Genomic DNA, 22,896 nt, shown 5'->3' on the forward strand with positions numbered 1-22,896 from the left:
TGCTCGATACACTCCATGCGCCCAGTCTTAAGCGCGACGATCGCGGCTGCAAGCCGGTCGGGTCAACCTCCGTCGCCGCGGCGGAACACTGCCCCGACATGCGTATCGCCGCGCGCCGCAGCCAGCTGCGCCTGACGATGCCGTTCGCGATAGCTCGTCCGCTGCGCATCGCTGCGTTCACCATGACAAGCCGGGCAGCTGACGCCCTCCACAAATAGTGGCGAGGCCCACTCGGCGTCGCCAACGGGCATCCGGCACGCGCGGCACAGGCCGTGAGTCCCGAGCGCCAGCCCGTGGCCCACCGAGACGCGCTCATCGAACACGAAGCATTCGCCCCGCCACCGGCTGTCCGCTTCGGCCACCTGTTCCAGATAGGCCAGGATGCCGCCCTTCAGATGGAAAACTTCGTCGATGCCTTCGGCCTTGAGAAACGCAGTCGACTTCTCGCAGCGGATGCCGCCGGTGCAGAACATCGCGACCTTCTTGCCCGCCAACTCGTCGCGATGCGCGCGGAACCAGTCGGGGAAATCGCGAAACGTCTTCGTCCCGGGATCGACCGCCCCGGCGAACGTCCCGATCGCCACCTCGTAATCGTTGCGCGTGTCGATCACGACGGTATCCGGCGCGTCGATCAGAGCATTCCAGTCCTGCGGCGCGACATAATGGCCGACCTCAGCCAGCGGATCGATGTCCGGCTGCCCCATCGTCACGATCTCGCGCTTGAGCCGCACCTTCATCCGGTGGAACGGCATCACCGCGGTTCGCGACTGCTTGACCTCGATCGCCGCGCATCCGGGCAGTTCGCGAATATGCGCCAGCACCGCCTCGATCGCATCGTCGCTCCCGGCGATCGTGCCGTTGATCCCCTCGCCCGCCAGTAACAGCGTGCCCTTTACGCGCTGCGCGCAGCACAGCGCCGCCAGCGGCCCCTTGATCGCGGCCGGATCGGCAAAGCGGGTGAACTGATAGAGCGCGGCAACGCGGATCGGATCGGCGGCGTCGGACATGCAAAGGCTATTTCTTCATCGCCTCGATGATGCGCTTGACGTCCTGGCTGCGACCGCGCGGCAAAATCAACACATCATCGCCATCCACCACGACGATCAGGTCCGACACGCCGACCAGCGCCACGCGCTTGCCGGCAGCCGCGCGCACCAGGCAATCCGCCGTGTCGATCGCCACCACGTCGCCGCGGCAGGCATTGCCATGCGCGTCGCAGTCGCTGATCGCATGCAGCGCGTCCCAGCTGCCGACGTCGGACCAGCCCATACTGACTGGCACCACCGCGACGCGCGGCGCCTTCTCCATCACCGCATAGTCGATCGAATCCGACGGCGACTTCGCGAACTCGGTGGCGTCGGGCAGGATGCGCGTACCCTCACGCACCGCGCGGTCCATCGCCGCCTGCGCCGCCGCCAGCATGTCCGGCGCGAACGAGGCCAGTGCGCCGAGATACACGTCGGCGCGGAACAGAAAGATGCCGCCATTCCAGGCATGATCGCCGCTCGCCAGCATCGCCTCGGCGGCTTCGCGCTGCGGTTTCTCGACAAAGCGGTCGACACGGTGCACCCCGGGGCCGATCGCCTCGCCGACCTTGATATAGCCATAGCCGGTTTCCGGCGCGTCGGGCGCGATGCCGAAGGTCACCAGCCAGCCATCCTCGACCGCCGGCAACGCGGCGTCTATCGCCGCATGAAAGGCATCGATATCGGCGATCACATGGTCCGACGGCATCACCAGCAGCGGATCGCTGCCCCCGCCGACCGCCAGTGCGGCGAGCGCGATCGCCGGCGCGGTGTTGCGCCCCATCGGCTCGAGCACCAGCGCCTGCGCCCGCGCCTCGACCGCGCCGAGTTGCTCCTCGACCATGTCGGCATGCAGCGCGTTGGCGACGATCACCGGCGCGGCGAAACGCTCCCCCGCCGGCGTGCGCCGCGCGGTCAGCTGCAGCATCGTCTCTTCCGCGGTCAGCGCCAGCATCTGCTTGGGCCGCTCGGGCCGCGACATCGGCCATAGCCGCGTGCCCGACCCGCCAGAGAGGATCACGGGAACGATCGGCTTGTGGTCGGTCATGCTTGGTCCTCTTGCTCATGCGCACCTAACGATGCGCGCCCGTCCCGCCAAACACTTATCGCGCAACAGATGTCCGCCCGTTCAGCATTTCTTCGTCAATTTCGCCGACATGCAGCTAGCGTGTCGGAAATATTTACACATCGCGATTAGGGTGCGGCCATCATGATCCGGCTGTTCAAACATTATATCCCCAACGCGGTGCTGCTGCTGGCGCTGTTCGACGTGCTGCTGCTGTTCGGCGCAGCGGAGTTCGGCTGGCTCTACCGCGCGCACCAGATCGGCATGGATATCGAGCCGATCTACAGCCGCGTGCCGCAGATGGTCAGCTTCGCGCTCAGCCTCGAGCTCGCGATGATGGCGGTCGGCGTCTATGGCGCGGATTCGCTGCAATCGATCCGCGTCGCGACGGCGCGGCTGCTGATCGCGATCTCGCTCGGCACGATCTTCCTATCGGTGATCTTCTTCCTCGTCCCGGCGCTCACCTTCTGGCGCTCGAACCTGCTCTACGCGATGGGCGCGGCGCTGGTCGGGCTGTTCATGCTGCGCATCCTGCTCGGCAAGACGCTGGGCGGCCAGGTGTTCAAACGGCGCATCGTCGTGCTCGGCGCCGGCGCGCGCGCCGAACGATTGAAGCAGCTCGCGCGCAAGCCCGGCTCGGGCTTCGTCGTGGTCGGCTATGTCGCGATGAGCGAGCCCAACCGGGTGATTCCCGAGGCGATCGCGCGCGACGCCATCTACAATCTCGCCGACCATGTCGTGCTGCTCAACGCCAGCGAGGTCGTGCTCGCGCTGGAAGAACGCCGCAACGCGCTCCCGCTCAAGGACCTGCTGCGGATCAAGACCACCGGCGTCCATGTCAACGAAATCTCGACCTTCCTCGAGCGCGAGACCGGGCGCGTCGATCTCCAGTCGGTCAATCCGAGCTGGCTGATCTTCTCCGACGGCTTCTCCTCGGGCCGGATGTTCTCGAGCATCTTCAAGCGGCTGTTCGACATCACCGCCAGCCTCATCCTGCTGGCGCTGACGCTGCCGCTGATCCTGCTCGGCGCACTCGCGGTGAAGCTGGAAAGCCGCGGTCCCGCTTTCTACCGCCAGCGCCGCGTCGGCCTGTACGGCCAGGGCTTCGACATCATCAAGCTGCGCTCGATGCGCCAGGACGCCGAGGTCGCGGGCAAGGCGGTGTGGGCCGAAAAGGACGATCCGCGCATCACGCGCGTCGGCCGCTTCATCCGCAAGGTTCGCATCGACGAACTGCCGCAATGCTGGTCCGTGCTCAAGGGCGAGATGAGCTTCGTCGGGCCGCGCCCGGAGCGACCGCAGTTCGTCGAGGATCTCGAGCAGCAAATCCCCTATTATGCCGAGCGTCACATGGTGAAGCCGGGCATCACCGGCTGGGCGCAGATCAACTATCCCTATGGCGCGTCGATCGACGACAGCCGCCAGAAGCTCGAATATGATCTCTATTACGCCAAGAACTACTCGCCCTTCCTCGACATTCTGATTCTCCTCCAGACGATCCGCGTCGTGCTGTTCCCAGAGGGCGCGCGATGATGATCCCCACCCTCATCCTGTGGGGCCATGCCCTCGCCGCGCTGCTGTTCGGCGCACTGGCGCTGTGGGCGCTGCGCGGCGGCGGCGGGGGTGGCGTGCCGCGCAAGCCGCTCGCTGCCGCGCTGGTGATGACCGCGCTGTGGGCGCTCGCCGTCGCCGGCATCGGCGAGGAGGATCTGGTGACGCAGATCGCGCGCGGTGCGCGCAACCTCGCCTGGCTCGCCTTCATGATCGTCGTGCAGCGGCGCAGCGGAATCGAACGCCCGCCAGCGGCGATCGGCACCGTCTATGGCGTCGTCGCCGTCCTTATCCTGGTCGCGCTCGCGCTCGACGCGACGGCGGTCGCCAGCCCCGAGATCGCGGCGAAGGCCACCGAAGCCGCGCTGCTGCTGCGGATGATGGTGGCGGTGGCCGCGCTCGTGCTGGTCCAGGGCCTGTACAATGCGGTCAAGCCGGTCCGCGGCAGCGGGATGCGCCCGATCGTGTTCGCGATGGGCGCGATGTGGCTGGTCGATGTCAATATCCTGAGCGTCGCCTATCTCACCGCGGCCTGGCCCGCCGAGCTGGCCGCGATGCGCGGACTCGCCATGGCGTTGATCGCGGTCACGATCGCCGCCGGACTCCAGCGGCGCGGCGAATGGCCGATGCAGATTTCGCGCACGGTCGCCTATCAGTCGCTCAGCCTCGTCGCGATTGGCCTGTATTTCGCGCTTCTCGCGCTCGCCACCACTGCCATCGCCGCGATCGGCGGCGCCAATGCGCGCTTGTTGCAGACGGCCTTCGTGTTCGGCTCGACGGCGGCAATTCTGACGCTGGTGTCGAGCACCTGGCTGCGCGCCTGGATCAAGGTCAAGCTCGCCAAGCATTTCTTCCGCCATCGCTACGACTATCGCGCCGAATGGATGCGCTTCACCGAGACGCTGGGCGAGCCCGAGGACAGCGCCCCGCTCGACGAGCGCATCGTCAAGGCGCTGGCCGATCTCACCGACTCGCCCGCCGGCGTGCTGCTCCTGCCGCATGCCGAGACGCTTTGCGTGGGTGCGACGTGGAACGTCGATCGCACGTCGCTCCCCGCCAATCAGGGCGAGGACTGGACGCGCGCCGCGATCGATCCCGCGCTCATTCTCGAACTCGACACGCCCGCCGGGGCCGACGTGGTCCCTGCTTCGATCCGCGCCTGGGAGCCCGCCTGGGTGATCGTCCCGCTGGCCCATCACAAGCGGCTCGCCGGCGTCATCCTGCTCGCCCGCCCGCCGGTGCCGCGCGCGCTCGACTGGGAGGATTTCGACCTGCTCAAGGCCGCCGGGCGTCAGCTCGCCAGCTATATCGCCGAGGAACGCGCACAGGAGGCGCTCGCCGAGGCACAGCGCTTCGACGAGTTCAACCGCCGCTTCGCCTTCATCATGCACGACATCAAGAATCTGGTGAGCCAGCTTACTCTGGTTGCTCGTAATGCCGAACGTCATGCCGACAATCCCGCCTTCCGCGCCGACATGCTCGCGACACTGCATGATTCCGCAGGCCGCATGAACGACATGCTCGCGCGCCTGTCGCAGCACCACGCGGCGCGTGGCGAAGCGCCGGTGGCGACCCCGCTCGTCCCGCTCGCCCGCCGCGTCGCCAAGGCGCGCCGCGCGCAGCGCAAGATCGACGTCACCGTGACCGGCGATCCGCTGGCGATCGTCGAGCCGGCGCTGCTCGAAACCCTGCTCGGCCACCTCATCCAGAACGCGATCGAGGCGAGCCCGGACGATGCGCCGGTGACGCTCGCGATCGGGACGGCGCAGGGCGAGGCACGAATCGATGTGATCGACCGCGGCTGCGGCATGTCTCCCGCCTTCATCCGCGAAAAGCTGTTCAAGCCCTTCGTGTCGTCCAAGCCCGGCGGCTTCGGCCTCGGCGCGTTCGAGGCGCAGAAGCTGGCTGCGGAAATGGGCGGGCGGATCGAGGTCGAAAGCAGCGAAGGCCATGGCACGCGCTTCAGCGTGGTGCTGCGCGCCGCCGGGCGGACGGCAACTGAAATCGGAAAAGCGGCATGAGCGACAAGCCCAAACTCCTGATCGTCGAGGACGATGCCGGCCTCCAGCGCCAGCTGCGCTGGGCCTATGAGGGCTATGAGATCCTCACCGCGGGCGACCGCGAGAGCGCCATCGCCATCCTGCGCGCCGAAGAGCCCGCGGTGGTCACGCTCGACCTCGGCCTGCCGCCCGATCCTGACGGCACGACCGAAGGCTTCGCCGCCCTCGAAACCATCCTCGCGCTCAAGCCCGATACCCGCGTCATCGTCGCCTCGGGCCATGGCGAGCGCGAATCGATGCTGCGCGCCATCTCGATGGGCGCGTGGGACTTCTACCAGAAGCCGATCGATATCGACGCGCTCGGCCTGATCGTCGCGCGCGCCTTCCACGTCCACGCGCTCGAAGCTGAAAACCGCCGTCTCGCCGCCAAGGCCGAAACCGGCACCGCTTTAGGCGGTATCATCACCGGCTCGGCCGAGATGCTCAAGGTCACCCGCACGATCGAGCGCGTCGCCCCCGCCGACGTCTCGGTGATGCTCCTGGGCGCCAGCGGCACCGGCAAGGAACTGCTTGCTCGGGGGCTGCACGACGCCAGCCGCCGCAAGGGTGCGTTCGTCGCGATCAACTGCGCCGCGATCCCCGAGACGTTGCTCGAATCCGAGCTGTTCGGCCACGAAAAGGGCGCGTTCACCGGGGCGGTCAAAACCACCCCCGGCAAGATCGAGCAGGCGCAGGGCGGCACGCTATTCCTCGATGAGATCGGCGATGTGCCCCTGCCCCTCCAGGTCAAATTGCTGCGCTTCCTTCAGGAGCGCGTGATCGAGCGCATCGGCGGCCGCCAGCCGATCGCGGTCGACACGCGCATCGTCTGCGCGACGCATCAGGACATCGACGCCATGGTCGCCGCCAGCACCTTCCGCGAGGACCTTTATTACCGCCTCGCCGAGATCGTCGTGCGCATTCCCTCACTCGCCGAACGGCCCGGCGATGCCGGCCTGCTCGCGCGCCACCTGCTGCACAAGCACGCCGCGGGGATGAAGCTCGGCAACAAGAGCTTCGCGCCCGACGCGCTCGCCGCGATCGACGCCTGGCACTGGCCGGGCAACGTCCGCGAGCTCGAAAACCGCGTGAAGCGCGCCGCGATCATGGCCGACGGCAAGCTCGTCACCGCCGCCGATCTCGACCTCGATGCGGGCGAGGAAGCCGGGCCGATCAACCTCAAGGCCGTGCGCGAAGCCGCCGACCGCCGCGCCATCGCGCATGCGCTGTCGCGGTCGGAAGGCAACATCTCCGGCACCGCACGGCTGCTCGGGATCAGCCGCCCCACCCTCTATGATCTGATGAAGGCCTATGACCTCCAGCCGTAACCGCCCGCGCCGCGCGCGCCGCTTCAACCTGCGCCGACTGGTCGTCTTCGCGCTGTGCCTCGGCGCGTTCGGCGTGGCGCTGCTCGCGTTCCGCTCGGTCGTCACCGGCGGGCCGGACCCCGCAGCCGCGCGTGAAGCGCTGGCCAGGAGCGATACCTATCTCAAGGCCAACAATGCCTCTGCCGCGCGCAGCCAGGCTTTTCAGGCAGTCAAGGCCGACCCGCAATGGGGCGAGGCGCATCTCGCGCTCGCCCGCGCCGCGCTGATGCTCGACGAGGGTGTCGCCGCCGAAGCCTCGCTACGCCGCGCGCTCGACAGCGGCGTCGATGCAAAACGCACTCACGCGCTGATGGCCCATGCCGTACTGCTGCAAGGCGACCCGCGCCGGGCAATCGTCGAAGCGGACAAGGCCCCCGCCTCCGACCGGCTTTACGCGCTTCGGATCAAGACGCGAGCCTACACCGCCGGCGGCAACCTCGCCGCCGCGCAACAGGCGGCCGCCACGGCCATCCGTATCGCACCGCGCAGCGCCGATGCCTGGACCGAGCTCGGCCGCTTCCGCTTCAATGCGGGCGATGTCGCCGGGGCGATTCAAGCCTCGGCCAAGGCGGTCGATCTCGACAAGGGCAATACCGACGCCCTGATCCTGCGCGGCGAACTGGTCCGCACCCAATATGGCCTCGTCGCCGCGCTGCCGTGGTTCGAGGCCGCCCTCAAGCGCGATCCCTACCGCCACGCCGCGCTGATCCAATATGCCTCGACGCTTGGCGATGCCGGCCGCACGCGCGACATGCTGACGGTCACGCGCAAGGCCATGGAGGTTCGCCCGCGCAGCCCGCAGGCGCTCTACCTGCAAGCGGTTCTGGCGGCGCGCGCCGAAGAGTTCGACCTCGCCAGCGACCTGCTCGACCGCGCCGGGAGCGGCATCGGCCAGTTGCCCGGTGCGCTGCTGCTCGGCGGCTCGATCGACCTGGCTGAACGCCGATACGAGCGCGCGATCGAAAAGCTCCGCAACCTCGTCAGCCTCCAGCCGATGAACCTCACCGCGCGCAAGCTGCTCGCCACCGCGCTGCTCCAGTCGGACGCATCGAAGAACGGCATCGACGTGCTGCGCCCGGTGATCGCGCGGGGCGATGCCGATGCCTATGCTTTGATGCTGGCGGCGCGTGGTTATGAGCGGATCGGCCAGCGCGACACCGCCGCCCGCTATTTCGACCGGGCTGCGACCCCGTCGCGCGCCGACGCCGACGGTTTCACCGCCGACGACGCCATGCCGCAGCTCGCCACCGCGGTCGCCAAGTCCGCCCCCGACGATCCCCGCGCCACCATCCCGCTGCTGCGCGGGCTGATCGACGGCGGCGACAAGGCCGGTGCGCTGGCCAAGGCGCAGGAGATCGCCCGCCGCAATCCCGGCGCGCCCGCATCGCACCAGATCGTCGGCGACACGCTAATGCTGCTCGGCCGCCCGGCCGACGCTGTCACGCCCTACAAGGCCGCCGCCAGCATCCGCTTCGATGAACCGGCGATGCTGCGGCTGGTCGAAGCGCTCGACCGTTCGGGCCAGCGCCAGCAGGCGTCGAACACACTGGCACTGTTCCTGTCGCAAAACCCGCTCAACCTCGCCGCGCTGCGCCTGTCCGCGCAATGGCAGGCGGCGGCGGGGGACTACGACGCCGCGATCGACTCGCTCGAAGCGGTCCGCCTGCGCACCGGCAACCGCGACGCCGCGCTGCTGGCCGAACTCGCCTTCGCCTATGCCGGCGCGGGCGAAACCGAACGCGCCGCACAATATGCCGAAGCTGCCTATCTGATCGCGCCCGGCAACCCCGCGGTCGCCGGTGCGATGGGTTGGACGCTGGCGCAGAGTGGCGATCTCGATGGCGGTATCGAGCTGCTCAGGAAAGCCGTCGCGATGGCCCCGCGTCATCCGCTGCTGCGCTGGCAGCTCGCCCAGACCTATGCCGAGGCGGGCCGCAAGGCAGAGGCCAAGGCGCAGGTCCAGGCCGCCCTCGCCACCCCCGGTTTCGCCGATCGCGGTGCGGCCGAAGCATTGCTGGCAAAGCTGGCCTGAAGCCAGCCCAAGCAGACAGCCATTGCCAAGCGCGCGGGCACACCATAGCCCGCTGGGCATGAGCGACCCGCTGGACCGCATCGCCGCCGCGCTCGAGCGGCTCGCCCCGCCGCCGCCGCCGGTGCCCGACCTTGCAGCGCACCCGGCCTATGTCTGGCACCGCGGCTTCCTTCAGCCCGCCCGCGCTTTTGCCCCGCTACCGCTCGCCGAGCTGGTCGGGATCGAGGCGCAAAAGGCGACGCTGCTCGAAAATGTCCGTCGTCTCGCCAATGGCCTGCCCGCGCACGACGCGCTGCTTTGGGGCGCGCGTGGCACCGGCAAATCGGCGCTGTCTAAGGCCGCAGTCGCCGCGATCCAGGCCGAAGGCGGCAAGATCGCCCTGATCGAGGCCCAGGCCGACGCGCTCGACACCCTCCCCGCTCTGTTCGCGCTGATCGACGGCAGCGACCGCGCCTTCGTCATCTTCCTCGACGATCTCGGCTTCGACGCCGCCTCGGATGGCCGCGCGCTGCGCTCGCAGCTCGAAGGCGGCGCGGAAGCGCGCCCCGCCAATGCCCGGCTGTTCGTCACCTCCAACCGTCGCCACCTGATCCCGCGCAACCTCGAGGAGCAATCGAGCGCGATCAACCCGCGCGACAGCATCGACGACAATCTCGCGCTGTCGGACCGCTTCGGCCTCAGTCTCGGCTTCCACGCGATCGACCAGGATACCTATGTCGAGATCGTGCGGACCTATGCCGCCGACCATGGCCTGCCGTTCGACGCAGCCGAGGCGATCAACTGGGCAACTCGCCGCGGCAGCCGCTCGGGCCGCGTCGCCTGGCAATATGTCGTCGACCTCGCCGGCCGCTCGGGCAAGCAACTCTGAACCTGCCCGCCTCTCGACCGTTATAGCGCGGTGACGACCAACCTCCCCGTCCCGCGCGAGGCGGTTCTCATCGTCAACGCCCGCTCGCGCCGGGGCGCCGCGCTGTTCGAACAGGCGCGCCGGAAGATCGAGGCGGCGGGCATCCGCCTGATCGCCGCCCATCCGGTCACCGACCCCGATCTGCTCGACGACACCGTCCGTGACGCGATCCGCGCGGGCGCGCCGATGGTGATCGTCGGCGGCGGCGACGGCTCGCTGTCGGGCGTGGTCGATGATGTCGTCGGCAAGGACGTGGTGTTCGCGATCCTGCCGCTCGGCACCGCCAACAGCTTCGCGCGGACGCTAGGCATTCCGCTCGACCTCGACGGCGCGATCGAAACGATCGCCACCGGCAAGCGCCGCCGCGTCGATCTCGGCATGATTGACGGCGATTATTTCGCCAATGCCGCCGCGATTGGCCTGTCGCCGATGATCGGCGAGACCGTGCCGCACGACCTCAAGAAATATGCCGGCCGCATCGGCTATCTCGCCTGGGCGGTGTGGTGCTTCGCGCGCTTCCGCCCGTTCCGCGTGTTCGTCGACGATGGCGAGAAGACTCATCGCATGTGGGGCAGCGAAGTGCGCATTCTCAACGGCCGCTTCCATGGCGGGGTCGAGATGAGCGAGGACGCGTGCGTCGAGAGCGGTGAGATGATGATCCAGATCGTCACCGGCCGCAACCGCTGGCGGCTCGCCTGGGACTGGTACGCCCGCTTCTTCCGCATCCGCCGCCGCGACCAGACCGTGAGCGAATTTCGCGGCCCTCAGCTCAAGCTCGACACCCGCCCGCACCACCGCATCTCGATCGACGGCGAAGTGCTGGCGCGGACGCCGGTGACGGTGCGGGTGGCCGAACGCGCGATCGACGTGGTGGTGCCGACTTAGCCGAGCGCTTCGGCCATCTCCGCCAGCTCCAGCCAGCGCAGTTCCGCCGCATCCTTCTCGTCGCGCGCCTTGGCGATCGCCGCCATCAGCTTGTCGAACTGCCCCGGGTTCCTGGCGTACAGGTCGGGATCGGCCAGTGCCGCCTCATCCTTCGCGATCAGCGCATCCAGTTCCTCGATCCGCTTGGGCAGCAAGTCATAGTCGCGCTGGTCCTTGTAGCTCAGCTTGGTCCGCGCCTTGGGGGCTTCCGCGACCGGTGCTGCCTTCGCGGCAACCTTCCTTGCCTCGGTCCGCACCTTCCTTTTGGCTTCCCAGTCGGCATAGCCGCCGACCACCATGTCGACCGTCCCCGAACCATCGAGCCCGATCGTCATCGTCACCGTGCGGTCGAGAAAGTCGCGGTCGTGGCTGACGATCAGCACCGTGCCGTCATAGTCCGCAATCACTTCCTGCAGCAGATCGAGCGTCTCGAGATCGAGATCGTTGGTCGGCTCATCCAGCACCATCAGGTTCGACGGCCGCGCAAACTCGCGCGCCAGCAACAGCCGCGAGCGTTCCCCGCCCGACAGAGTGCCGACCTTCGCCTCGACCATCGTCGGCTCGAACAGGAATTCCTTCAAATAGCCATGGATGTGCTTGCGCGCGCCGAGCACGTCGATCCATTCGCCGCCATCGGCGACCACTTCGCGCACTGTCTTTTCCGGCTGCATCCGGCTGCGCTGCTGGTCGATAATGACGGAATCGAGCGTCTTGGCGAGCCGCACGCTGCCCGTATCCGGCGCAATTTCGCCGGTCAGCAGCTTGAGCAGGGTCGACTTGCCCGCGCCATTCTTGCCGACGATGCCGATCCGGTCGCCCCGCGTCACCCGCAGCGACAGGTCGCGGATGATCGTGCGGTCGCCATAGGCTTTCGACGCATGCTTGGCGTCGATCACGACCTTGGTCTTCGAATCGTCCGACGCCGTCGCCAGGTTCGCCGCGCCTGCCGGCCCGGTCATCGCCGCGCGTTCGGCGCGCATCTCATAGAGCTTGGTCAGCCGCCCCTGGTTGCGCTTGCGCCGCCCGGTGACGCCGCGCTGGAGCCAATGCTCCTCCAGCTTCAGACGAGCATCCAGCTTCTCCGCCGCACGCTGCTCCTCGGCATAGACCTGATCCGTCCACGCCTCGAACCCGCCGAACCCGATCTCCGCCCGCCGCATCGATCCGCGGTCGAGCCACAAGGTCTGCCGCGTCAGCCGCGTCAGGAAGGTGCGGTCGTGGCTGATCACCACGAACGCGCCACGATAGCGGTTCAGCCACTCTTCCAGCCATTCGATCGCATGGATGTCGAGATGGTTGGTCGGCTCGTCGAGCAGCAGCACGTCGGGGTTCATCGCCAGAGCGCGCGCGATGCCCGCCCGCCGCCGCTCGCCCCCGCTCGCCGTCGCCGCCTCGCGCGACAGATCGATGTCGAGCTGGTCGGCAATGGCCTCGGCCTCGTGCCGCGCCGGCGCATCGTCGCCCGACAGCACATAGTCCATCAGCGTCGTGCAGCCGGTCATGCGCGGCTCCTGCTCCAGCATCACGACGCGCGTGCCCGGCTGGATCGTCCGCCGCCCCTCATCGGCATCGACCTGTCCCGCGAGCAGCTTGAGCAAGGTCGTCTTGCCCGCGCCGTTGCGCCCGATCAGCGCCAGCCGGTCGCGCGCGCCGACATAGATGTCGAGGCCGCGGAACAGCCAGCCCGAGCCCTGGACGAGCCCTAAATTTTCATAAGCGAGAACGGGAGCAGCCATAGGCCCGCGCAGGTAGGGCGACAGGCACGGCGGGGCAACCGCCTTCTAGCGTCCCGTCGCCTCGCTCCGCAGCGCGAGCGCCATCGCCGCGGCGATGCAGCCAGCGAACAACGCCCCCTCCATCGCCCCTGACACGACCTGGCTGGCGAGGCCGAACCCGGATTCGCCCAGCACCGCGCCGACATGATCGAGCCGCAGCCGCGAGTCCGGAAATTGCCGCGCTAGGCTGTCGAGGCTGCCGCTCATCAACCGCCCGCCGAGCAACGGAATTGCCGCTCCCGTCACACCCCCGACCAGCGCCGCCACGCCCGCGCGCGGCGCGATCGGCCGCACCGGATCGCCACGCATCGCCAGCCAGCACGCAAGTCCGACGCTCGCACCGAGCAACGCGCCCTCCCCGCCGCCTGTAATCCCTGCCGGCGCCGCACCGAACAGCAGGTTGAACGCGTCGGTGCCGAGCAACTTGACCACCGCGCCGACGACAAGCCCGCCCGCCGCGCCGCCCAGCACGCGCCAGTACCAGCGCCGGTCCGGCGCGAACTCGGCCGCCGCAAGCCCGAACGACACCGCACCGCCGCCGACGAGCGCGATGGCGATGGTCAGGCACAGCAGCACCAACAACGTCGAAGCCGCCCCGGTCCCCGGCTGCGCAGTGGCGATGAAGCCATAGACCAGTCCGCCGAACAGCCCCGCGACCCCGCCGCCCATCGTCCCCATTCCGCCGAGCAGCAAGAAGCGTCGCCACGGCAAGGGTGGGACCATTGCGGGTGTCTGCGCGACGGTCTCCGGCCCGCCGCCGACCGCCGCGATGAAGCGATAACCGTGCTTGGGCACCGTCTCGATGAAGCGCGGACTGGCGGCATCGTCGCCCAGCTGCCGCCGCAGCGTGCGGATGCACTGGGTGAGCGCCTCGTCGGTGACGGGAATGCCGCGCCACACCTCGTCCATGAACCGGTCCTTGGTGACCAGTTCGCCCGGCGCGCGCGCCATCAGCGCCAGCGCATCGAAATAGCGCGCGTTTAGCTCGACCGGCGCGCCATCGCGCGTCAGCGTGCGCTGCCGCGGGTCGAGCACGAAGTCGCTGAAACGAACGGTCATTGCCGCAGCGATGTCAGCCATCGCTGCAGGCTGCGCAACCGAAATCAGTCGCGAAGCAGCTCGTTGATCCCGGTCTTGCTGCGCGTCTGCGCGTCCACCGTCTTGACGATCACCGCGCAATACAGGCCCGGCTTGCCGTCCTCGGCCGGCAGCGTGCCCGGCACCACCACGGCATAGGGCGGCACTTCGCCGCGATACACCTGCCCGGTCGCGCGATCGACGATCTTGGTCGATGCACCCAGATACACGCCCATCGACAGTACCGCGCCCTCGCCGACGCGAACGCCTTCGGCGACCTCGGCGCGCGCACCGATGAATGCGCCGTCGCCGATGATCACCGGATCGGCCTGCAGCGGCTCGAGCACGCCGCCGATGCCGACGCCGCCCGAAAGATGGACGTTCTTGCCGATCTGCGCGCAGCTGCCGACCGTCGCCCAGGTATCGACCATCGTGCCCTCATCGACGAACGCACCGATATTGACGAAGCTCGGCATCAGCACGACCGACTTGCCGATATGCGCGCCGTGGCGAACGACGCTGCCCGGCACCTGACGGAAGCCGGCGGCGCGGAAGCGCGCATCGTCCCACGCGGCGGTCTTGAGCGGCACCTTGTCGAAGCCCCAATCACCCATTTCGGTGCCCATCACGGCGTTGTCGTTCAGCCGGAACGAGAGCAGCACCGCCTTCTTCAGCCACTGATTGACCTGCCAGCCGCTCGCGGTCGGCTCGGCGACGCGCGCCTGCCCGCTGTCGAGCAGATTCAGCGCCTCGGCCACCGCCTCGCGGGTCGCGCCGGTCGTGGCGATCGAGATGTTCGCGCGGTCTTCCCAGGCGGCGTCGATGGTGGTGGCGAGGTCGGTCATTGTTCCTCCAGGATGGATTCAAGCCAGTGGCAGATGTCGTGAGTCTTGAAATCGATATAGCTGCGGTCCGCGTCCGGCGCCTGTTCGGAGCCATTGTCGACCCAGATCGTGGTCATGCCGATCGCTTTGGCCGGGGCGAGGTTGCGCGCCATGTCCTCAACGAACGCCGCCTTCGCCGGATCGATCAGCCACGCCTCGCACACGCTGCGATAGGCGTCGGGGTGGGGCTTGGGCGCATAATTGCTGGCATGAACGTCGTGGATCGCTTCGAAGCTCTCGGCCAGCCCCAGCCGTCCCAGCACCTTCTCCGCATAGGGCGCGTCGGCGTTGGTGAAGACGATCTTGCGCCCCGGCAGCTTGGCGATCGCGGCGGCGAGCGGGGCGTTGTGCTCGAGCACGTCCATCTCGATATCGTGGACGTCCGCCAGATAATGGTGCGGATCGACGCCATGCTCGGCCATCAGCCCGGCGAGCGTCGTGCCGTGCGAGATGAACCAGCCCTTTTGCACGCGATGCGCCTCGGCCGGATCGAGCTTCAGCAGCCGTGCGACATAGGCGCCGATGCGCTGGTCGATCTGCGCAAAGAGCTTCGCGCTCTCGGGATAGAGCGTGTTGTCGAGGTCGAACAGCCAGGCGTCGATATGGGCGAGGTCGGGGCGCATGCTGGCCGTGCCTCTAGGCGTTCATGCAGGCGCGGGGAAGATGGCGCGCACAGGAAAGCCTTGCCGTGCGCCAAGCCTTCCTTCCGTAGCAAATCGCAACTCGCCTCCCCATCTCCCCGGCCATGACCGCCTATTCCCTGCTCGACCTCGTCCCGATCACTCAGGGCGGCAGCGCCAGCCAGTCGCTCGCCAACGCCGCCGACCTTGCGAGCCATGCCGAGGCGGAGGGCTTCACCCGCTATTGGGTGGCCGAGCATCACGGCATGCCCGGCATCGCCAGCGCAGCGACTGCAGTGGTGATCGCGCATGTCGGCGCCGCGACCTCCACGATCCGCGTCGGCGCCGGCGGGATCATGCTGCCCAACCACGCGCCATTGGTGATCGCCGAGCAGTTCGGCACCCTCGATGCACTGTTCCCAGGCCGCATCGATTTGGGCCTCGGCCGTGCGCCCGGTAGCGATGGCCGCGTCGCCCGCGCGATGCGCCGCGACCTTCAGACCAGTAGTGAAGCCTTCCCGCAGGAAGTCGTCGAGTTGCAAAGCTATTTCGCAGATGACGGTCAGACCGGCATCCACGCCGTTCCCGGCGGCGGCGCAAAGCCCGAACTCTGGATTCTCGGCTCCAGCCTGTTCGGCGCGCAACTCGCCGCGGCGCTCGGCCTGCCCTATGCCTTCGCCTCGCATTTCGCGCCGGGTTCGCTCGATGAGGCACTCGACCTCTACCGCCGCCACTTCCGCCCATCGGCAGTGCTCGACAAGCCCTATGCCATGGCCGGCTTCAACGTCTTCGCCGCCGACACGCAGGACGAGGCCGAACTGCTCGCCACCTCGATGCAGCAGACCTTCGTCGCGCTGCGCACCACCGGCACCGGCATCCGCATGCCCCCGCCCGTCCCCGGCTATCTCGACACCATCCCTCCACAGGCGCGGGCGATGCTAGATCATGTCCTGTCGGTCACGTCGATCGGCACGCCCGACAAGGTCCGCGATGACCTCGCGGCGTTCATCGCCCGCAGCGGCGTGGACGAAGTCATGCTCGTCAGTTCGATCTATGACCACGCCGCGCGGAAACACAGCGTTTCAATCGCGGCGGACGCAATGCGGCGTCTTGTTGAGTAAGACGCGGCACCGGCCCGCTCCCCCGCCCGGCCACCCACTTCAGTGTATCTTGATGGGTGGCCGGGCGGGGGAGCGGGCCGGTGCCCCAATTCAACAAAGAGAAGCCTGAAAGCCGCCCCATTCCGCCGCCAGCAAAGTCGTTGCAGCAGGGGAACGGAAAGGAGACAGGCGATGCCACCGCCCAAACCAACCGTGCGCTGTCATGAAGGCGTACACCGCACGCGCAAGCGTGACCGGATCATCCACGGCCATGCCAAATGCCGTGACTGCGGCTGCGACCTCGTCGTCAGCCCGGTGACGGGGAAATGGCGCTTTTCCGGCGTGCTGGGTTAGCCAGCCGCCGGCAGGCGCAACCGCACCAGCAATCCGCCCAGATCGTCGCTCTCCTCGAGGCTGACCGTGCCGTCATAAATTTCGGCCACGTCGCGCACGATCGCGAGGCCCAGCCCCGTGCCGGGCTTGCCTGTGTCGAGCCGCACGCCGCGGTCGAAGATGCGGATGCGGTCGGCCTCGGGGATGCCCATCCCGTCATCCTCGACCAGGATCTCGACAAACCCGGCTTCGACCCCCATCGTCACGAACACGCTGCCGCCGCCATATTTGGCGGCATTCTCGACCAGATTGCCCATGATCTCGTCGAGGTCCTGCCGCTCGATATGCGCGATCAGGTCGTGCGGCCCGTCGGTGTCGATGCGGACATGCGGATAGAGGCGCGACACCGCGCGCTCGACCGATTCGACACTCGGCCACACCGGCGCGCGGCTGTGCGCCGATCCGCGCCTGCCGACGGCACGCGCTCGCGCGAGGTGATGATCGACCTGCCGCCGCATCGTCCGCGCCTCCCGCACCACCGTCGCGGGCAGATCGTCGGCCTGCGCCGTGGCGGCGTTCATGATCACGGTCAGCGGCGTCTTGAGCGCATGGGCGAGGTTGCCTGCATGGCGCCGCGCCTCCTCCGCCTGCTTGTCGTTATGTGCGACCAGCGCGTTCAATTCCTCGACCATCGGCGCGATCTCGGCGGGCATCGCGCCGTCGATCCGCCCCGACGCGCCGGTGCGCATCCGCTGAATCGCCAGCCGCAAGCGCCGCAGCGGCAGCAGCCCATACCAGGTCTGCAGCCCCGCCAGCACGATCAACCCTGCCGCGAGCAACAGGAAGCTGCGCAGCAATGTTCCTCGCAACGCCGCGATCTGAGCGTCGAGGGCATCGCGCGCCTGCGCCACCTGGAACCGCCAGCGCACCTTCGACCCCGGCAGCGTCGCATCGCGCTCGACGACGCGCAGCCGCTGGTCGGTAAACTGGTCGGAATCATAGATATGGACGTTCTGATCGGCATGCGCGGCGCCCGTCCGCAACTGCCGGTCCCACAAGGATCGCGAGGGAAAGGTCTCGTATCCCTTGCCGCTGACCTGCCAATAGGCGCCCGAATAAGGCTCGAGAAAACGCTGGTCCGACAATTGCCGGTTGAACGCGATCTGGCCCATCGGATCGATCTCGGCCGACGCGATCAGCGAGGTCAGGATATATTCGAGGCCATCGTCGAAATTGCGCGTGATCGCGTTGGTCAGCACCCGGTCGAGCGCGAATCCGCCGCCCGCCAGCAGCAGCGAGATCCACGCCGCCGCGATCAGGATCATGCGCCGGCTTAGCGATCCGGTGGTGCGGACATAGGGCCGCGGCGCCGGATCGCCCGGCGCGGGGGGAAGCGGCACGGCAACGGGCTCGGCCCGGCGCAGAAACGGAAAGCGGGGGCCGAGCGTCAGGCCAAGCAGATCAGGCACCGGCCTCCGCCGGCTCGTCCAGGCTATAGCCAAGGCCGCGGATCGTGGTGATCACGTCCGGACCCAGCTTCTTGCGGATGCGCGTCACGAACACCTCGATCGTGTTCGAATCGCGGTCGAAATCCTGGTCGTAGATATGCTCGATCAGTTCGGTGCGGCTGACCACCTTGCCCTTGTGATGGAGCAGGTAGGACAGCAGCTTGTACTCCTGCGCGGTCAGCTTCACCGGCTCGCCGGCCTTGGTCACCTTGCCGCTACGCGTGTCGAGCCGGATATCACCCGCGATCAGCTCGGCCGAGGCATTGCCCGAAGCACGGCGGATCAGCGCGCGCAGCCGGGCGATCAGTTCTTCCGACTGGAACGGCTTGGCGACATAGTCGTCGGCGCCCGCGTCGAGCCCGGCGACCTTGTCCGACCAGCTGTCGCGCGCGGTCAGCACCAGCACCGGCGTGGTCTTGCCTTCCTTGCGCCAGCGGTCGAGCACCGTCAGCCCGTCGACCTCGGGCAGGCCGAGGTCGAGGATGATCGCGTCATACGCTTCGGTCGAGCCCATATAATGGCCCTCCTCGCCGTCCGACGCGGTGTCCACGGCATAGCCCGCGCCTTCCAGCGTGGCCTGCAGCTGATTGCGCAGATTGGGTTCGTCCTCGACGATCAGAACGCGCATGATCTTCCCTTTCTCAGCCGCCCGAGCGGCTCATCACCTGACCCGAGCGGCCATCGACATCGACCCAGATGACGTTTCCATTGCGCAGGAACTTGAGCGTGTAAATGCCCGTCGCCGAATCGAAGTCGAAGCCGATATATTGCGCGCCCTTGCGCGCCATCACCGGCACGACGCGCGCCTCGATCACGCGCAATGGCAACAGCTGCCCCTGCATGCGGCCCTTGCGCGCAGCTTCCTGGTCGCTGCGCCGGTCCTGCGGCGAAGCGTGCGCGGGAGCCGCGGCGGCCGCAAGACATGCGCCGAGAGCGAGTACGCCAAACATCTTCATTGGAATTCGCATAGGGGCGAACCGTTGAATAGCCCATGAATGCGCGCGAAAGCCGCGTGAAAGGTCGCATCCGTCCCGCAACAAAGCGCTGTCGCGCTGCGCCCGGCTTCGCGCTATCGGTTACGCATGCGACGATTTGCGAGACCATCATGACCGAACCGATGACCTATTCGCGCTATCTCGCGCTCGATCAGCTGCTGTCCGCGCAGCACCCGGTCTCGGACGAGCATGACGAATTGCTGTTCATCGTCATCCACCAGACCAAGGAACTGTGGCTCAAACAGGCGATCGCCGAGCTGGAGGTCGCGCTCGACCTCGTCCGCACCGACCGGCTGGTGGAGGCATATAAGGGCCTTGCCCGCGTCAGCCGCATCCAGGCGGTGATGACGCTGTCGTGGGACGTGCTCACCACGATGACGCCGAGCGATTATACGCTGTTCCGCGGCGTGCTCGGCACGAGTTCGGGCTTCCAGTCCGATCAGTTCCGCGCGGTCGAGACGCTGCTCGGCCTGCGCGGCGGCGGGGTTCCGGGGCCGCTGACCACCCGATTCGCCGCGCAACCGAGCCTGTGGGACGAAGCCAATGCCGCGCTCGCTCGCGCCGGGTTCGACCTGCCCGATGCGGCGCTGAAGCGCGACTGGACCCAACCCTATCGGCCCGATCCCGCGGTCGAGGCCGCCTGGGCACAGGTCTATCGCGACCCGCATCGCTGGTGGGAACTCTACCAGCTCGCCGAGAAGCTGGTCGATATCGACGACGCGCTCGCGACCTGGCGGCATAAGCATGTCCTCACCGTCAGCCGCGTGATCGGCATGAAACCCGGCACCGGCGGCACCCCGGGCGTGCCCTATCTCGAATCGACGCTGGCGAAGCGCGCCTTTCCTGAATTGTGGACGCTGCGGACGCTGCTGTGAGGATTGGGCTGTGAGCTACAAACACCTCTTCCAGCGCTCGCTCGCCGCCGCCCCGGACCGGCTGCACTTCGCGGCGCACAGCCATCATCTCTGGCCCGATGCGTCCTGGCTGGGTCATCAGGCGGCGTGGCAGGACGCGGCGCGCCTCGCCGATCATAAATGGGGCCGGGTGATGGAGGCGATCTGGCCCGTCGCGCAGCGGCACGTCTCCGACGAACTCCGCCTGCCCGATCCCAGCACCGTCGTCTTCGCCGGCAACACGCACGATCTGATCCTGCGCATCGTCTCCGCCCGCGTCGAACACCCGCTGCGCGTCCTCACCAGCGACGGCGAGTTCCACAGCTTCCGACGCCAGTCGCAACGCTGGATCGAATCCGGCCGGATCGCGCTCGACACCGTCCCCACCGGCGAACGCTTCACCGAACGCTTCCTCGCCGCCGCGCGATCGGGGCGCCACGATCTCATCTTCGTCAGCCAGGTCATGTTCGGCTCAGGCGAGGTGTTCACCGCACTCGCCGATCTGGCCGCACTCGCCGATCCGAAAGGTCCATGGATCGTGATCGACGGCTATCACGGCTTCACGGCGATGGAGAACGACTTGTCGGCCGTCGCCGATCGGGTCTTCTATCTCGCCGGCGGCTACAAATATGCGATGGCCGGCGAAGGCGCCGCATTCCTCCATTGTCCGCCGGGCTTCGGCCAGCGTCCGGAGATCACCGGCTGGTATGCCGAGTTCGCCGGTCTCGAAGCTCCACCAGGCCAGATCGGCTACGCCACCAACGCGATGCGCTTCATGGGTTCGACCTTCGATCCCTCGGGCCTCTACCGCTTCGTCGCCGTGCGCGACATGCTCGCGGATGAAGGCCTGACCACCGCCGCGATCAACGCGCATATCGCGCCACTGCGCGAACAGCTGCTGGCCGGGCTGACCGGCACGCCGCTTGCCGATGCCGAGTTGCTCAACCCCGGCGGCGATCCGCGCGCGCGCTTCCTCGCCTTTCGCTCAACCCAGGCCGCTGCATGGAAGGCGGCGCTGGACGCACAGGAAATCGTTACCGACGTGCGCGGCGAGGTGCTGCGCATCGGCTTCGGCCTCTATCATGACGTCCGCGACGTTCGCCGGTTGCTGGATGCGCTCCCGAGCCTGTCAGCCTGACGGCAGCGCGATCTCGAACAGTTTCGGCCAGTCCTTGCCGGTGACGTAGAGCTTGCCGGCTTTCGCGTCATAGGCGATGCCGTTGAGCACCGCCTCGGGATCGGCCAACTGCAGCGATGCCGTCACCGCGCTCAGGTCGACGAACCGCTTGATCGCCCCGCTTACCGGATCGATCCGCGCGATCAGGTCGGTGTGCCAGATATTGGCGAGGATCTCGCCGCGCACATATTCAAGCTCGTTGAGGTCGCTGATCGGGCGCCCCTGCCAGGTCACGCGCAACCGCCGCCGCTCGGCGAAGGTCGCGGGATCGAGGAAACGCAACTCGGCAGTGCCGTCGCTCAGGATCAGGCTCTTGCCGTCCTGAGTCAGTCCCCAGCCCTCGCCCGGATAGCGGAACTGCCCCAGCTCGCGGAACGTGTCGCGGTCCCAACGGAAACCGGTGCCGTGCTGCCAGGTGAGGCTGACGATCGTCTTGCCCCAGCCGGTGCTGCCCTCGCCGAAATAGCGCTGCGGCAGCTTGACCTGGCGCTTCACCTTGCCGGTGCGCAGATCGACCTCGCGCAACGCGGACCGGCCGTGCTGGCCGGTGCTCTCGAACAGCCGCCCGTCCGAGAAGAACAGCCCCTGCGTGAACGCACCCGCATCGTGCGGATGGCTGGCGATCACTCGCGCCGCCTCGACCGGAGGGCGTGCCGGCGCGGCGGTTTGCAGGGTTGCGGGGCGTCCGGAAACGACAGGGGCCGCCCCGGCCAGCATGGCCAGGGCGACCCCCGCAACGATCCCGCGCCCGGCTCGAACAAGCCGGAACATGGATCGGTCCGTTACTGCGACGGCGTCAGGTTCACCGCGGCGTACTTGCCGCGGCGATCGACCTCCAGCTCGAACTCGAGCCGGTCGCCTTCGTTGAGCGTCGGCATGCCCGCACGCTCGACCGCCGAAATGTGTACGAACGCGTCGGGCTGTCCGTCGTCGCGCTGAATGAAGCCGAAGCCCTTCATCGCGTTGAAGAACTTGACCGTACCGGTCGCCTTCTCACCGGTCAGCTGGCGCTGCGGCCCGCCGCGGTCGCCGCCGCCGAAGCCGCCACCCGGGCCGCCGCGATCGCCACGATCCTCACGCGGCGCACGCTCCTGCACCGGCAACGGCTCGCCTTCGATCTTGAGGTCGGTCGCCGAGATGCGTCCGCCGCGATCGACCAGCGTGAAGCCCAGCGGCTGACCTTCGGCCAGACCGGTCAGACCGGCCTGCTCGACTGCGCTGATGTGAACGAACACGTCCTCGCCGCCATCGTCGCGAACGACGAAGCCGAAGCCCTTCTGACCGTTGAAGAACTTGACCACGCCAGTGCCTTCGCCAACGACCTGTGGGGGCATGCCGCCACCGCCGCCGCCGCGACCGCCGCCGAAGCCGCCGCCACCACCACCGCCGCCGCCGAAGCCACCACCGCCGCCACCGCCGCGGTAACCACCGCCACCGCCGCCGCCGCCGAAGCCGCCACCGCCGCCAAAGCCGCCACGGTCACCGAAACCGCCGCCGCCAAAGCCGCCGCGATCACCACCGCCAAAGCTGCTGCCGCCGCCAAACTCGTCGCCGCCGAAACCGTCGCGCTTGTCTCTGCCGCGCCCGCCGCGATCACCGCGGCGCCCTCGATCAAAACTCATT

The 22,896-nt window shown here is 68.0% G+C and carries 21 protein-coding genes; 10 read left to right on the forward strand and 11 right to left on the reverse strand.

The window, feature by feature from the left end:
* Positions 1-62 precede the first annotated feature (62 nt).
* Together trhO and M9978_RS03190 are read right to left on the reverse strand one after the other, a co-directional pair.
* Positions 63-1,007 carry an oxygen-dependent tRNA uridine(34) hydroxylase TrhO gene (trhO, locus tag M9978_RS03185; protein WP_254291414.1) on the reverse strand — a complete coding sequence of 315 codons (945 nt, stop codon included), beginning with the start codon at positions 1,005-1,007 and terminating at the stop codon, positions 63-65.
* Between the two features lie 7 nt (positions 1,008-1,014).
* Complete coding sequence (locus tag M9978_RS03190; RefSeq protein WP_302053769.1) at positions 1,015-2,073, reverse strand: mannose-1-phosphate guanylyltransferase/mannose-6-phosphate isomerase; 1,059 nt, start codon at positions 2,071-2,073, stop codon at positions 1,015-1,017.
* Positions 2,074-2,235: 162 nt separating this feature from the next.
* Between M9978_RS03190 and M9978_RS03195 the strand changes: the two genes are divergently transcribed.
* Genes M9978_RS03195 through M9978_RS03220 form a run of 6 tightly spaced genes read left to right on the forward strand, consistent with a single transcriptional unit; the run spans position 2,236 to position 10,872 of the window.
* A complete protein-coding gene (locus tag M9978_RS03195; protein ID WP_254291415.1) occupies positions 2,236-3,624 on the forward strand; it encodes a TIGR03013 family XrtA/PEP-CTERM system glycosyltransferase in 1,389 nt (462 codons plus the stop codon).
* Positions 3,624-5,663: an XrtA/PEP-CTERM system histidine kinase PrsK gene (prsK, locus tag M9978_RS03200; RefSeq protein WP_367305037.1), complete on the forward strand. Its 2,040-nt coding sequence runs from the start codon at positions 3,624-3,626 to the stop codon at positions 5,661-5,663. Before M9978_RS03195 ends, prsK begins: the two co-directional genes overlap by 1 nt.
* Positions 5,660-7,009, forward strand: coding sequence for a PEP-CTERM-box response regulator transcription factor (gene prsR, locus M9978_RS03205; protein ID WP_254291417.1), 1,350 nt, complete (start codon positions 5,660-5,662; stop codon positions 7,007-7,009). Before prsK ends, prsR begins: the two co-directional genes overlap by 4 nt.
* Positions 6,993-9,080 (forward strand): tetratricopeptide repeat protein, encoded by a 2,088-nt coding sequence (locus M9978_RS03210; protein WP_254291418.1) that lies wholly within the window; start codon positions 6,993-6,995, stop codon positions 9,078-9,080. The genes prsR and M9978_RS03210 overlap by 17 nt, the downstream gene beginning before the upstream one ends.
* A gap of 58 nt (positions 9,081-9,138) precedes the next feature.
* Positions 9,139-9,948, forward strand: a complete 810-nt coding sequence (locus tag M9978_RS03215; protein WP_254291419.1) for an ATP-binding protein — start codon at positions 9,139-9,141, stop codon at positions 9,946-9,948.
* 30 nt (positions 9,949-9,978) lie between these two features.
* Positions 9,979-10,872: a diacylglycerol/lipid kinase family protein gene (locus M9978_RS03220; RefSeq protein WP_254291420.1), complete on the forward strand. Its 894-nt coding sequence runs from the start codon at positions 9,979-9,981 to the stop codon at positions 10,870-10,872.
* Here M9978_RS03220 and M9978_RS03225 read toward each other — a convergent pair.
* The 4 genes from M9978_RS03225 to M9978_RS03240 are packed head-to-tail and all read right to left on the reverse strand — an operon-like array spanning position 10,869 to position 15,270.
* The gene (locus M9978_RS03225; protein WP_254291421.1) at positions 10,869-12,647 is read right to left on the reverse strand and encodes an ABC-F family ATP-binding cassette domain-containing protein; all 1,779 of its coding nucleotides are present in this window, start codon (positions 12,645-12,647) and stop codon (positions 10,869-10,871) included. The genes M9978_RS03220 and M9978_RS03225 overlap by 4 nt on opposite strands.
* 45 nt (positions 12,648-12,692) lie before the next feature.
* Positions 12,693-13,745: a winged helix-turn-helix domain-containing protein gene (locus tag M9978_RS03230; RefSeq protein WP_254291422.1), complete on the reverse strand. Its 1,053-nt coding sequence runs from the start codon at positions 13,743-13,745 to the stop codon at positions 12,693-12,695.
* A 44-nt stretch (positions 13,746-13,789) separates the two neighbouring features.
* Entirely contained in the window at positions 13,790-14,608 is an 819-nt protein-coding gene (gene dapD, locus M9978_RS03235) for a 2,3,4,5-tetrahydropyridine-2,6-dicarboxylate N-succinyltransferase (RefSeq protein WP_254291423.1), read from the reverse strand.
* Positions 14,605-15,270: a pyrimidine 5'-nucleotidase gene (locus M9978_RS03240; RefSeq protein ID WP_254291424.1), complete on the reverse strand. Its 666-nt coding sequence runs from the start codon at positions 15,268-15,270 to the stop codon at positions 14,605-14,607. The genes dapD and M9978_RS03240 overlap by 4 nt, the downstream gene beginning before the upstream one ends.
* Positions 15,271-15,392: 122 nt before the next feature.
* Here M9978_RS03240 and M9978_RS03245 point away from each other — a divergent pair, with 122 nt between their 5' ends.
* Together M9978_RS03245 and M9978_RS03250 are read left to right on the forward strand one after the other, a co-directional pair.
* Positions 15,393-16,388, forward strand: coding sequence for an LLM class flavin-dependent oxidoreductase (locus M9978_RS03245; RefSeq protein WP_254291425.1), 996 nt, complete (start codon positions 15,393-15,395; stop codon positions 16,386-16,388).
* A gap of 171 nt (positions 16,389-16,559) precedes the next feature.
* Positions 16,560-16,721: a hypothetical protein gene (locus tag M9978_RS03250; protein ID WP_254291426.1), complete on the forward strand. Its 162-nt coding sequence runs from the start codon at positions 16,560-16,562 to the stop codon at positions 16,719-16,721.
* On the opposite strand, the gene M9978_RS03255 is transcribed toward M9978_RS03250, so the two are convergent.
* The 3 genes from M9978_RS03255 to M9978_RS03265 all read right to left on the reverse strand — a co-directional run bounded on the left by M9978_RS03255 (position 16,718) and on the right by M9978_RS03265 (position 19,164).
* Positions 16,718-18,025 carry a sensor histidine kinase gene (locus M9978_RS03255; protein WP_254291804.1) on the reverse strand — a complete coding sequence of 436 codons (1,308 nt, stop codon included), beginning with the start codon at positions 18,023-18,025 and terminating at the stop codon, positions 16,718-16,720. The two genes, M9978_RS03250 and M9978_RS03255, sit on opposite strands and share 4 nt — an antisense overlap.
* 136 nt (positions 18,026-18,161) lie before the next feature.
* On the reverse strand, positions 18,162-18,836 hold the full coding sequence (locus M9978_RS03260; protein WP_254291427.1) for a response regulator transcription factor: 675 nt from the start codon (positions 18,834-18,836) through the stop codon (positions 18,162-18,164).
* 13 nt (positions 18,837-18,849) lie between these two features.
* Complete coding sequence (locus M9978_RS03265) at positions 18,850-19,164, reverse strand: hypothetical protein (protein WP_254291428.1); 315 nt, start codon at positions 19,162-19,164, stop codon at positions 18,850-18,852.
* A 149-nt stretch (positions 19,165-19,313) separates the two neighbouring features.
* Here M9978_RS03265 and M9978_RS03270 point away from each other — a divergent pair, with 149 nt between their 5' ends.
* Together M9978_RS03270 and M9978_RS03275 are read left to right on the forward strand one after the other, a co-directional pair.
* Positions 19,314-20,078 carry a tryptophan 2,3-dioxygenase gene (locus M9978_RS03270; RefSeq protein WP_254291429.1) on the forward strand — a complete coding sequence of 255 codons (765 nt, stop codon included), beginning with the start codon at positions 19,314-19,316 and terminating at the stop codon, positions 20,076-20,078.
* Between the two features lie 10 nt (positions 20,079-20,088).
* Entirely contained in the window at positions 20,089-21,234 is a 1,146-nt protein-coding gene (locus M9978_RS03275) for a cysteine desulfurase (protein ID WP_254291430.1), read from the forward strand.
* On the opposite strand, the gene M9978_RS03280 is transcribed toward M9978_RS03275, so the two are convergent.
* Both M9978_RS03280 and M9978_RS23010 read right to left on the reverse strand, forming a co-directional pair.
* A complete protein-coding gene (locus M9978_RS03280; RefSeq protein WP_254291431.1) occupies positions 21,226-22,044 on the reverse strand; it encodes a glutaminyl-peptide cyclotransferase in 819 nt (272 codons plus the stop codon). The two genes, M9978_RS03275 and M9978_RS03280, sit on opposite strands and share 9 nt — an antisense overlap.
* Before the next feature lie 11 nt (positions 22,045-22,055).
* Complete coding sequence (locus tag M9978_RS23010; RefSeq protein ID WP_302053770.1) at positions 22,056-22,895, reverse strand: cold-shock protein; 840 nt, start codon at positions 22,893-22,895, stop codon at positions 22,056-22,058.
* Position 22,896 lies beyond the last annotated feature (1 nt).

It is taken from the genome of Sphingomonas tagetis (genome assembly GCF_024211275.1).
Classification (GTDB): domain Bacteria; phylum Pseudomonadota; class Alphaproteobacteria; order Sphingomonadales; family Sphingomonadaceae; genus Sphingomonas; species Sphingomonas tagetis.